At 68.2% G+C, this 12,908-nt stretch carries 2 protein-coding genes; both read right to left on the bottom strand.

The genetic code is table 11. From position 1 onward, the window contains the following. Positions 1–299: 299 nt before the first annotated feature. A complete protein-coding gene (locus OH491_RS15535; RefSeq protein WP_084442236.1) occupies positions 300–1,658 on the bottom strand; it encodes a DEAD/DEAH box helicase in 1,359 nt (452 codons plus the stop codon). A gap of 216 nt (positions 1,659–1,874) precedes the next feature. Further along, the gene (locus OH491_RS15530; RefSeq protein ID WP_068770632.1) at positions 1,875–11,915 is read right to left on the bottom strand and encodes an autotransporter-associated beta strand repeat-containing protein; all 10,041 of its coding nucleotides are present in this window, start codon (positions 11,913–11,915) and stop codon (positions 1,875–1,877) included. Positions 11,916–12,908: the final 993 nt, after the last annotated feature.

The raw sequence follows: 12,908 nt of genomic DNA, 5'->3' as shown, positions 1-12,908 counted from the left end.
TTTTATCGCGCGAAGCGCTCATTTGTTTTTTTGGAAAAGAGTCAGCGGCGCTTCGCGCCTTTCGTTTCAACGGCAGGCAGGGATGCTGCGCCACGCGCTGCCGCGCCTTTACGCTATTCTCAATGCGACAAATTATACCATTTCCCAATGAAAATCACCCTTTTGCTGGAGGGCCGAGCTCCTGCGAGGCCGTCGCGGAAAAACATCGCGTATAACCGCGACGTCCTCGCAGGAGCTCGGCCCTCCAGAGGTGTGAATTTCGTTCGGAATTGGTATTAACTGAGGTTAACAAAGCAGAACTAGCGGCCCCTGCGGCCTCGCCAGTGCGCCCCGGGTTTGCCCTTCGGGTGGGGCGGCTGGGCGCCGTTGTCGTGGCGATTGCCGCCCTTGCGGTCGCCGCCGCCTTGGCCGCGTCCGCTGTTCCGGCCTTTTCCGCCGGCGCGCCCGTGCCCGGCGGCGCCGCCGCCGCGATGCGCATGTTGCGGTTGCCCGCCCGCACCTCCCGCACCGCCGGCGGCGGGGGCCGCGGCTTTCGCGCCATAATCGAAACCCGCCAGTTTTAGCTGCGCGATTTTTTGCCCGATAAAACGCTCGATGTCGCGCACGTCGCCGGCCTCCTCGGGCGTCGCGAGCATGAACGCGTCGCCCACGGCCATCGCGCGGCCCGTGCGCCCGATGCGGTGCACGTAGTCCTCGGGATTCGCCGGCACGTCGTAGTTGATCACATGCGAGACGCCGGCCACGTCGATTCCCCGCGCGGCGATGTCGGTGGCAACCATCACCTCATAACGGCCGCTTTTGAATCCCTCGAGCGCCTCGACCCGCTGGTTCTGGGAACGGTTCGCATGGAGCACCGCGACGGAATGACTGGCGGCCTTGAGCCGCCGCGCGATGCGGTCCGCCCCATGCTTGGTGCGGGAAAAAATAATCACGCTCTGGAAGTCCGTCTTCTCCAGCAGCGCGAGCAGCAGATCGAACTTCAACGGCTGCGGCACCGGGTAAATCGCGTGCTTGACGGTTGCGGTGACGGAGCGCGAGCGCCCGATTTCGACCCGTTGCGGGTCGCGAAGCGCGAAGCGGGCGATCTCCTCGATCTCGGGCGGAATCGTGGCGGAAAAGAAAAGCGTCTGCCGCTGCTTCGGGCACAGGGTCACGATGCGCTTCACGTCCTTGATGAAACCCATGTCGAGCATGCGGTCCACTTCGTCGAGGATGAGCACCTCCACGCGGTCGAGGCGCAGGTTTTTCTCGTTCAGGAAATCGAGCAGCCGGCCGACCGTGGCCACCACAATGTCCACCCCCGCGCGCAAATCCCCGCGCTGCCGTCCGTAGCCGACGCCGCCGTGAAGCACGGTCGTGCGCACATCGGTGAAACGCCCGAGGTCGCGAAACGAAGTCTCGACCTGCGCGGCGAGCTCGCGGGTGGGCTCGAGCACGAGCACGCGCGGGCCCCCGGCCTGGTGCGGCCCGAGGCGGTTGAGCACGGGCAGGGCAAACGCGGCGGTCTTGCCCGTGCCCGTCTGCGCCGAGCCGATGAGATCGCCGCCCGCGAGCACGATGGGAATCGCGCGCAACTGGATCGGCGTGGGCTCGATGTAACCCATGGCCTGCGCGCCGCGAACGAGGCTCGAAAAAAGCCCTAGCTTGGAAAATGACATATGCGGATACCGCGCAGGGCTTGGGGCGAAGTGCGAGTGAAAACGCAAACGCCTCCAAAAGCGCCGGCGCGCGCCCTTGCCTCTTTATACCATTTTCGAACCATCTTCACACTTATCGAGGTAGGGCGAGGCGTCCCCGCCGAGCCGCAGGCGACCGACGGCTCGGCGGGGACGCCTCGCCCTACCCTAAAGGGTGAATTTCATTGGGGATTGGTATTACCAGAGGCGGCGGTAGCCGAGGTTGAACGCCCAGGGACGCTCGTAGTTCGCGGCCTTTCCGTATTCATAATCGAAATACACCTGGCTGCGCTCGTTGACGAGGTAGCCCGCGCCCAGGCCCGCCTCGAAACGCCAGCCGTCGTAATCGGGCTCGAACTCGCGGTCGTGCGCGTGGATCGCGCCGCCGTCGGTGTCGCTCTTCACCATCCCGAACTTGCCGTAGGGCGCCCAGCGCGAGTCGCGGAGCCGTTTGCCGAAACGCACCGCCCCGCGGTATTGCGCGGCGCGGGAGGCGTCCACCTTCACCTCAAGCGCCACGTTCTCCGGGCTCGTGCGGTAACTCGCGCCGTTCAGCCAGGCCACGCTCGCCCGCACCGCCGGCTCCACCCACCAGCCGTTGCCGCGCTCCAGGCGGCGGCCAAGCTCCAGCGACACGCCCTGGGCCTCGCTGTCGTAATCCGCGCTCACCGTCCGCCCGCCGGCCGTGCGCACGTCGAGGCTGTGCTTGTAGCGGTCGGCCTTGAAAACCAGGTCCGCATACCAGCCGTTGCCGTGCAGCCAGGTGCCGTAAAGCCCGACCGAGACGCTGCCGGTCCCGCCGGTGTTGTCCGCGCCGTCGAAGTCGCGATCAATCCGGCCCATGTCCACAAAGCCGCCGACCAGGTTCACGCTGTTCTCCGCGAGGAAGGCTTTGTCGCCGCCGGCGGTCACCCCGTAGGCATATTGCTCAAAGCCGCGGCCGGAAAGTTCATTGCCCGCGGTGAGGTGGTAGCCGCGCGCCCTCACCCACACGTTGCCAGTCGGGGCATGCTGTAGGGCGCGACCTTGCGTCGCGCCGCGATTGGCGAGGGGGCGGGCGGATGCGGCAGTGTGCTCGCGGCCTGACACAAGGTCAGGCCCTACGGGGCCGGCGGCGGGCAGATACTCGGCTCTCACTTCGCCCAGGCGCAGATACAGCGTATCGAGCGCGTAGTGCCAGTCCTTGCCCAGGATCGACGCGGTGTTGATGATCGCGTCCGCCGCATCGGAAAGGCCGGTGCTGAACAAATACCATTGGTCCGGGTCCAGGCCCAGGCTGCTGTCCGCTTCGCCGCCTCGCGCGAACTCGAACTGCATCAGGCCAAAGTCGAGCCTGCCGCCGGCCAGCCGGTAAACCGCCAGGCCGCCGTCGGCGATGAGCGGGATCGCGGCTTCGCCGTTGCCGGGCAGGCCGCCGAGTGCGTTGACCTCGACGGTGTGCGCGCTCGCGGCACTCCCGCCGGTGATTGTAATGTGGTCGGCCACCTCGCCGCCGCCCTTCAGGCCGGAGACGCCGGTGAAGTCGGCATTGAACACCAGCGTGGCATTGTCGCCCGCGAGCCCCGCGAGGGTCGCCTTCCTGAAAGCCGAGCCGGAGTGAACGAAGCCGAGTTTCGCGCCGTTGAGCGTCGTGGCGCCCAGCCGCGCGTTGTCAACGGCCAGCCAGATCGCGGAATGGGCGTCGGCGACCACGCTCGCGGTGCTGCCGCCAAGCGCGCCGGTGGCGCCCAGATACACCGCCGCCCCGGTCAGCCCGACGTTCGCGACCGCGTTGTCGTGCGCGATGGCGAACGAGCCGCTGGTCGTGATCGCCAGCGTGCCCGGGCCAGACACGACATTGCCCATCGCGCCGCCCACGTTGCGGTATTCGAGGGTCGCGCCGGCGTCCACGCTCACGGGCGCGGCGCCGAGCGCGGAGAGATTTTCGAGCACGAGGCGGCCGTCCGCGACGCGGGCCGCGCCCGTGAAGCCGGTGTTGGTGGTCACGATGACGGCAGTGCCGCCGCCCGTTTTGAGCAGGCTGCCGGCCCCGGCGAGCGCGTTGGCGAAGGTGCCCGACGCGGCGGGCGCGAGGTCGAGCTTGAGCGTGCCGTCCAGCGCGATGGTTCCGCCGCCCAGCGCGCCCGCGTGCTTCAGGTCCGCGGTGGCGGGCGCGGCAATCGCGATGCCGGCGCCCAGTCCGGGGTTCGCCGCGGTGACGGTCAGCGTGCCGCCTTGCAGTTCCAGCAGGCCGGAGCCGGTGAGCGCGCCGGCGGCGGTGCCGCCATTGACGATGGCAAGCGTGCCCGTGTCCAGCGCGAGCGTCGAGCCGGCGGCGGTGTCGAGCGCGCCGAGGGTTTGCGCCGTGGCGTTGAGGTCGAGGGACGCAAGGGACGAAAGGGACAGCAACGACGTGGCGCCGAGCGCGCCGCTGGCGCCGGTAATGAGCGTGCCGCCGGCGACGAGGGTCGCGCCAGTGTAGTCGTTGGCGCTGTTGCCCAGCGTGATGGCGCCCGTGGCGCTGATTTGCAGGTGGCCCGAACCGGTGACCCGCGCGTCGAGCACGGTGTCGGCCGCGCCGGCGTCGTCGAGCGTGAGCGTCTTGCCCTGCTGGATGTCCAGCTCGGTGAGCAGGTAGTCGTAATACAGGCCCGCGCCCTGGCCGGTCGCGGCGTTCGTCGCGCTGGCGAAGGCCGCGTAGTCGTAGCTCGCGATCACCACGCCGTCGTAGTCGATCTTTTGCCCGGCGCCGATCGCGCTGCCGTCCTCGCGCACGATCGCCATCTGGCCTTCCTGCGCGACGGTGTCGGCGGCGAGCAGCCTGACCGCCCCGGCGCCGGGACCGTCCTGGTCGAGGAAATTCGTCGCGGGCGGCAGCGACGGCGCGCCGGGCGTCATGGTCCCGGAGGCGAAGTTTTCAAAAACCACTTTGCTGGAGCCGGACATCACCGCGAGCGTGCCAGTTTTGAAGGCGTGCGCGGGCTCCAGGCCGTCCATCGCGAGGGCCAGGGTGCCGCCGGTCATCGCCAGCCCGCCAATCGTCCCGCTGCGCGCGAGGCGCACGGTCGAGCCCGCGCCGGCTTCCACGGTCGCGTTTTTCAGCGCCTGCTCGTTGAGCGCGCCGGTGGCGTCGTCGCCGAAGTCGAGCCGGGTGTCCGCCAGCCGCACCGTGCCGGTGAAGGCCGTGCCGGTCGCGGCGGCGAAGCTCAGGGCGCCGCCGGAAAGGCCGGCCGCCACCACGCCGCCGCCGCTGAGCGCGTTCGCGTAGGCCCACGCGGACAGGGTGCCGCTCTCGATGCGCAGCGTGCCGCTCACCGCCGTCGCCGCGCCGCCCAAGTGGTCCTGCCCGCCCACCAGCATCTCGCCAACGATGTCCCACCGGCCCGTGAAGGCGGTGTTGACGCCGCTCACCGTCGCGCTCGCGCCCGCCGCGACGCGGTTGGTGCCGCTGCCGCCGATGTCCCCGGCCAGCGCGACGCCGGCGGCGTTCACTTCGAGCAGCCCGGCGTTGGCCGTGGTGTTGGCATACGTGCCGGAAGCGTCCAGCGCGAGCGTGGCGGCGGCGGTATTCGTCACGGTACCGCTGCCGAGGGCCGCGAGGTGGCCCAGCGCGAGCGTGCCGCTTTCAATCCGCGAGCCCCCGCTATGGGTGTTGCCGTGGCTGATCGTCACGGCGTTCGCGTCCTCCTTCACGAGCGCGCCGGCGCCGCTGATCTCATTCGTAATTTGTAATTCGTAATTCGTGGTTCCCCCGAGGACAAGCGTGCCGCTGTCGGCCACCTTGCCCGTGCCCAGGCTGGCGGCGCCGGCGGCCTTGAACGCACTGTCCGCCGCGATGGCCCACGTGCCGCTGAAGTTCGCGTTGTTGCCGCCGAGGATGACGTTCGCGGCGCTGGTCGCGCTCACCACGCCCGCGCCGCCGATGGCGTTCTGGTTCGTGCCGGCGGCGGCGGCGAAGATGAGCCGGCCGTCGGCGGTCAGCGCGCCGCCGACGCCGAGACCGGCGACGTGTTGCAAGGTCGCGGTCGCGCTGCCCGCGATGGTCGTGCTCGCCGTCAGCGCGGTGTTGCCTACGGTGACGAGCAGGTTGCCGCCGGCCAGCGCCAGCGTCCCGCCGCCGGTCAACGCGCCCGCGCTCGTGCCGCCTCCGGCCAGCGTCGCCACACCACCGGCGAAGTCGAGGGTCGAGCCGTTCCGCCCGTCGAACGTCCCCGCGGTGAGCGCGCCCGCCCCGAGGTCGATCGTGCCCGAGTGCGCGAGCGCGCCGTCCACGCCCAGCGAGCCCCCGTTGACCAGCAGCGCCGAGCCGGCCGAGCCGCTGAACGCGCCGATGGCCTGGGCCTGGCCGTTGAGGTCGGCGGCCGCGCCGGCCGCGAGGTCGAGCAGGCTGGTCCGGCCCAGCGCGCCGCCGGTCCCCAGTTTCAGGGTGCCGCCGGTGACGAGCGTCGCGCCGGTGTAGCTGTTGCTGCCGGTGAGCGTGATCACGCCCGCGCTGCCGTCGGCATTGACGGCCAGATGGCCGCTGCCGCTGATCACGGCATGCAGCTCGGCCGCGCCGGGCTTGAGCAGGTCGCTGACGTCGTGGTCCAGCAGGGTGGTCTGGTTGTCCAGCAGGTGCAGGTGCGTCAGCTCGTAGCCCAGATAGAGGCCGCTGCCCGAGGCCGTGGCCGCGAAGTCGTAGGTGCCGAGCGCCGTCGTCGCGCTGTTTTGCACGATGTCGCGCTGGGTGGCGTCGCCGAGCTGCTGGCCGTCCTGGTCCACGAGTTGCGCGCCGGTGATGGCGGCGGCGCCGGTGCGACTGGTGCTCTTCACCAACTGGATGTCCCGCCCGTCGTCCTGCTGGAGCAGGGACAGGAGGTTTCCGCCAAACGCGGTCGTGTCCACCACGATCACGGTGTCCCCGACATGCAGCGCGCCGGTGTCGATCAGGCCCGCGACCGCCGTGCCGCTGTCGTCCAGGGTGAAGCGGAGGGTGCCGCTTTCCAGCGTCAGGTTGCCGATCCGCTGCGTGCCCGCGGCCACGGTCGTGGCGTTGCCCTCGCCGATGACCAGCGTCGCGTTCGACAGGGCCGGGACGCCCGCCCCGCCCAAGGCAAAGGTGTTGCCCCGCACGATCACGCTGCCGGCGAAGTGCGTGCCCGTGGCCGCGCCGAAGGCAAACGCGCCGCTGTTGGACACCGCCAACGTGCCGGTCCCGGCAAGGGCGTGGTCGAAGGTGTAGTCGCCCGCGCCCAGGGCCAGCGACAGGTCGCCGCCGAGGTTGACGGCGGCGGTGCCGCCCGCGCCGAGGTTTTCCCGTGCGGTCATCGTGCCGCTGCCGCGCACGTCCCAGACGCCGGCGAACAGCGCATTGCTCCCGCCCACGGTCACGCCCGTGCCGCTGAGGACGGTCGTGCCGGTGCCGCCGAGGGTGTTCGCAAACGTGCCGGACGCCGCGAGGTCCAGCACGGCGTGGTTCAAGACATCGCCCGCGCCCGCGCCTTGCAGGTCGGCCAGCGCCAGCGTGCCGCCGCCGACCAGCGTCGTGCCGCTGTGGGTGCTGGCCGCGCTGAGGATGAGCGTGCCGTCGCCGAGCTTGGCCAGCGACTTGCCGTCCCAGCCCTTGGCGGCGTTGGCGGCCGTGTCACTGAGGGCGACGTCCACCTCGAAGCTGCTGCCGCTGCCGAGCGTGAAGACGCCGTGCGCATAGGTGCCGCCGGCGAACCAGCTCAGGCCGTAATCGACCACGTAGTCCGTGCCCGCCACCCCGGCGTGGCCGGTCAGGTAATCCACGCCGGAGCCCGGCAGGCCCGTGACCGTGGCGAAGTCGCCCGCGAGGCCCGATGTGGTGTGGATGATGACGCGCGAGTCGCCGGCCACTTCGCTGGCTTTCGCCGCGGCCGTGCCGCCGGCGAGGCCGGTCAGGCTCAGCGTGCCGGACAGCGTGCCGCCGGCGGCGGTGACGAACGCCCCGCGCGTGCCGCTCAGGGCAACGGCCAGCGTGGAGACGGCGTTCTGGGCATACGTGCCGCCCACCGCCACGCTGCCGCTGTCGCGGATGGCCAGGGTGCCCGTGCCGGAACGGCCCACGGTGAGACTGTCGGTGTTTTGCCAGTAGCCGCTGCCACTCACCGTCACCACGCCGACGCTCCCGGCTTGGTAACCGATGTAGCTGTCGACGAGATTGCTCACACTCCCGCTGTCCGCGATGGTCATCGTGCCCGTGCCATTGTAGCCCACGAGGAGACGACCGCTGTTTTGCCAGAGGCCGTTGCCGCCGACCGTAACCGCGCCGTGCCCGCCGGCACCGTAACCGATATAGTTGTTGCCGCTGCTTCTCACACTCCCGCTGCCCTCAATGGTCAGGGTGCCCGTGCCGGAAGTGCCCACGGAGAGGTCATTGGAGTTTTGCCAGTAGCCGCTGCCGCTCACCGTCACCGCTCCGAGCCCGTTGTAACCGATCCAGCCGCCGCTGCTTCTCACGCTCCCGCTGTCCTCGATGGTCAGCATGCCCTTGCCCACGGTGATGCCGGAGGTGTTTCGCCAGTAGCCGCTGCCGCTGACACTCACCACGCCGGCGGCCCCGTAACCGTAACCGATCTCGCCGTAGCCGCTGCTCACGCTCCCGCTCTCGCGGATGGTCAGCGTGCCCGTGCCGTAATAGCCCACGGTGAGACCGGTGTTTTCCCAATAGCCGCTGCCGCCCACCGCCACCGCGCCGACGGCTCCGGCAGTGTAACCGATGTAGCCGCGGCTACTGCTCACGCTGCCGCTCTGGCGGATGGCCAGCGTGCCCGTGCCGGAACGGCCCACGGTGAGACTGCCGGTATTTTGCCAGTAGCCGCTGCCGCCCACCGTCACCGCGCCGACGGCCCCGGCATCGTAACCGATGTAGCCGTTGTTGTTGGCCACGCTTCCGCCTCCCTCGATGGCCAGCGTGCCCGTGCCGAAGTAGCCCACGGCGAGATCGCCGGTATTTTGCCAGAGGCCGCTGCCGCTCACCGTCACCGCGCCGACGCCCCCGACATCGTAACCGATGAAGCCGTTGTTGTTGTTGGTCACGCTTCCGCCGCCCCCGATGGCCAGCGTGCCCGTGCCGGAATTGCCCACGGTGAGATCGCCGGTGTTTTGCCAGAGGCCGCTGCCTCCCACGGTCACCACGCCCGCACTCGTGCCGTAGTCGCCGATGAAGCCGTTGACGTTGGCCACGCTCCCGCCGCCCTCGATGGCCAGCGTGCCCGTGCCGTAAAGGCCCACGGTGAGATCGCCGGTGTTTTGCCAGAAGCCGCTGCCGCTGACACTCACCGCTCCGCGCCCGCCGGCGCCATAACCGATGACGCCGGCGCCGGTGGCCAGGGAGCCGTCCGTCACGGCCACCGTGCCGGTGGAATACTGGTCGAGAGCGACATACAGCCCGCCGCCGTTTCGCACCGAGCCGCCATCCGCCACGGTGAGCGTGCCATGCCCGGTGACGCCGGCGGGCGGCGGGCCAGACGCCGACGTTTCATACGCCCCGCCCCTGCCCACATGGATGTCGCCCCGCAGGGCAAACTCCGAGCCGGCGCCGGTCACGTGCAGCGCGCCTGTGCCGCTGGTGGACGAGCCGCCGGTCTGGAGGCCAGGGCCAAACCAGCCCGCCATGCCGATAACCACCACATTCGCATCACTGCCGCTGAAGCGTCCGCCGTCGGCGATCGTCACCACGCCGTCGGCGCCGTCGCCGATGAGGAGCTGGTTGCCCACCAGGTTCCAGACGGAGCCGGTGCCGGTGACCAGCACTTCGCCGTGGCCGCGGTTCACCCCGAGAAACGGCGCCTCGTTGAGGATAAAACCGCCGACGCCGGTCGAGTTTGTGTTCAGCTCGCCGCCGTTCTCGACGACCAGCCGCGCGCTGCCGGAAAAGCCCACGGACACGGTGGACTTGGTCGAATCGCCCACCAACGCGCTGATTTTCGAGCCGGTGCCGGAAATGAGCACCGCGCCCTCGCTGCCGTCCGCCGAGGCGAGGATGAGGCGGTCGGTGGTCACGGTCGAGCCGTCGAGCACGTTGAGCGTGCCTTTGCCCTTGGTGCCGACGGTGAGACGCGAATCAATGCTGCCGCTGAAGGCGGTATTCACCCACGTCGAGGAGCCGGTCAAGGTCACCACGCCTTCGGAACCGGCCTCCTGGCCGATGTGGGTGCGGAATTTGTTCACCGCGTCGCCCGGGTAAACGGTGCCGGTGGTGACGAGCGTGGCGCGGTCGCCGAGGAGGAGCGCGCCGGTCCCGGTCTGGCCGACGGCGAAGGCCCTGCTGCGCCATTCGGCGGACGTGCCGGTGATGGTGGCGACCGCGCCGCCGTCGATGACGCCCGCCGAATCGCTCACGCGGCCCGAGCCGGTCAGCGCGAGCGTGCCGCCGAGCACGGAGGTCGTGCCGCTGTAGCCGTTGGACGCGCTCAGCACGAGCGTGCCCGCGCCGAGCTTCGTCAGCGAGCGCCCGTCCCAGCCCTTGGCGGCGTTGGCGGCCGTGTCGCCGAGGGCGACGTCCACCTCGAAGCTCTCGCCCGCGCCGAGCGTGAAGGCGCCGTGCGCATAGGTGCCGCCGGAAAACCAGCTCAAGGCATAGCCGACATTGTAATCCAAGCCGCCGTTCGCCTTGCCGTAAGCCAGCGTGACATAATCCACCGGGCTGGCGGCGGCCCCGCCGAGATCGACCGAGGCAAAATCACCCGTGATGCCGCCGGGGGCATGAATGATCGTGTAAACCGAGCCGGCCAGTTCGCCGGCCTTCGCCGCCACCGTGCCGCTGAAGCCGCTCACCGCCAGCGTGCCGGCCAGCGCGCCGCTGGCGGCGGTGATGAACGCCCCGCGCGTGCCGCTCAGGGCAATGGCCAGCGTGGAGGCGGCGTTCTGGGCATACGCGCCGCCCACCGTCACGCTGCCGCTCTCGCGGATGGCCAGGGTGCCCGTGCCGCCATCGCCCACGAAGAGATTGCCGGCGTTTCGCCAGTAACCGCTGCCGCCCACCGTCACCACGCCGACGCCCCCGCTGCCGGCACCGATGCGGCCGCCGCCGCTGGTGCTCACGCTCCCGCTGTCCTCGATGGTCAGGGTGCCGCTGCCGGAATTGCCCACGAGGAAATTGCTGCCGTTTTGCCAATGGCCGCTGCCGCTCACCGTCACCGCGCCGACGCTCCCGGCCTCGTGACCGATGTAGCTGTTGCCGCTGCTCACGCGCCCGTTGTCCTCGACGGTCAGGGCGCCCGTGCCGGAACGGCCCACGAAAAGATTGGCGGTGTCTTGCCAGAGGCCGCCGCCGCCCACCGTCACCGCGCCGGCGCTCCCGGCCTCGTAACCAATGTTGCCGTTGCTGTTGCCGCTGCTCACGCTCCCGCTGTCCTCGATGGTCAGGGTGCCGCTGCCGAGATTGCCCACGGTGAGGCCGGCGGCGTTTCGCCAGTAACCGCTGCCGCCCACGGTGACCGCGCCGACGCCCCCGGCATACAGGCCGATGTTGCCGTTGCCGCTGTCCACGCGCCCGTTGTCCTTGATGGTCAGCGTGCCCGTGCCGTAATTGCCCACGGTGAAACCACCGGTGGCTTGCCAGTAACCGCCGCCAGCCACCGTCGCCTCACCCGTCCCGCCGGTGGTGCCGCCGATGACGCCGGCGGCGCCGGTCACACTGCCGCTGCCCTCGATGGTCAATGCCCCATGGCCCTGGAAACCCACCAAAACGTTGGTGGTATTTTGCCAATAACCGCTGCCGCCCACGGTGACCGCGCCGCTGCCGCCTGTATCGAAGCCGATGTAGCCGTTGCGGTCGCTCACGCGGCCGCTCTCGGTGATGGTCAGCGTCCCCGTGCCGGAACGGCCCACGAAAAGACTGCCGGTGTTTTGCCAACGGCCGCCGCCGCCCACCTCCACGGCGCCCGTGTCGCCCGCCAGGTCGCCGATCACACCCGAGGCGGACGAAACCGAGCCGAGGCCGCCGATGAGCATCCGCGCGCCGGATGCCTGATGCCCGATCCATAAACCCGCGCTGCCGGCGTCGAGCCTCGAAGCGCCGACGGTCGCGTCGGTCAAGCCGTTCAGCGACCAGGTCTGCGATCCCGCGCCGGAAAGCGTGCCGCCGTTGAACAACAAGACCGAGCCGGTCGCGCTGGTGACGTAATCGAACGTGATCTCCTGCCCATTCAGGTCCAGGGTCACGCCGTCCTGGATATTGAGAGGCGCCGCATCGCCGGGGATGCTTTGCACGCCGAGCGCCAGCGCGCACGACATCCGGAGCCACGCGCGCAAGGCCGCCGCGGTTGTAGTTCGCCCAAAAACAAGCCCTCGCGGCGATTTGGGTGCGCGCCTGGCTGATGCAACGAGTCGGTGTCCGTTCATATAGATTCGCCTGACCAGAGTGGAGTTTTATAGAGAGATTCCGCCTGCGACCGGCGGAAGCGCGCACTCTCTTTTTCGAGAATCCATATTGTCAAAATGAATTATAATGCCTTCGAATATGTGCATTATTTGGTTAAAATAATATAAAGGAATGTATATAAAACCGGTGATTTCAGAGTGAGGCCGTTATTTTTCTTTTAATCTTTTTAACCATAAAATCCCCCTGGCCGCGCCGGATTCCGGTCGCAAGGGCACCCGTCGCCCGAGGCCCATCCCGCCATGAGGCATGTTGCAATCCACTGTAGATTATTAATTTCAAATTATGCGCGACTGTCCCAGGGGCCGGTGAAAAAAATATCGAATATTTTTTTGATTTTTAAATATTCGGTAAAGGATAATGCCGTATCCGGGCGCTCATGACACGAAACGGGGCCGGTGAGGCCACGGATTGCGCGGATGGGCACGGATGCCCGATGCATTATCGGGACTTCTAAAAATTGATTTTAACCGCGAAGGGCGCGAAGCACGGAAAGGAATAAAATGGTTCCTCGCTATTTTCGATGGCTGGTTTGCTTATTTAACCGCAGAGAACGCAAAGAACTCATGGAAAAACAGGATTGTTTCCTGCGCTCTTTGCGTTCTTTGCGGTTAATTTTTTGTTGTTTTCAGTCATCGAAAATAGCGACGAACCCATAAAATTATACCATTTATGAATGAAAATCCTCCTTTTGGTGGAGGGCCGAGCTCCTGCGAGGCCGTCGCGGTTATACGCGACGTTTTTCCGCGACGGCCTCGCAGGAGCTCGGCCCTCCAGAAGTGTGAATTTCGTTCGGAATTGGTATTAAGGGCAGTTTGAAAAATGGCCGAAGGCGGTAGGGAGGCCTCTCCGAGGCCTCCGCGAGA

Origin of the sequence: Termitidicoccus mucosus, from assembly GCF_038725785.1 — a bacterium.
Lineage (GTDB): Bacteria > Verrucomicrobiota > Verrucomicrobiia > Opitutales > Opitutaceae > Termitidicoccus > Termitidicoccus mucosus.
The sequence above is the reverse complement of the archived record's forward strand: the minus strand, read 5'-3'. Positions and strand labels throughout refer to the sequence as shown.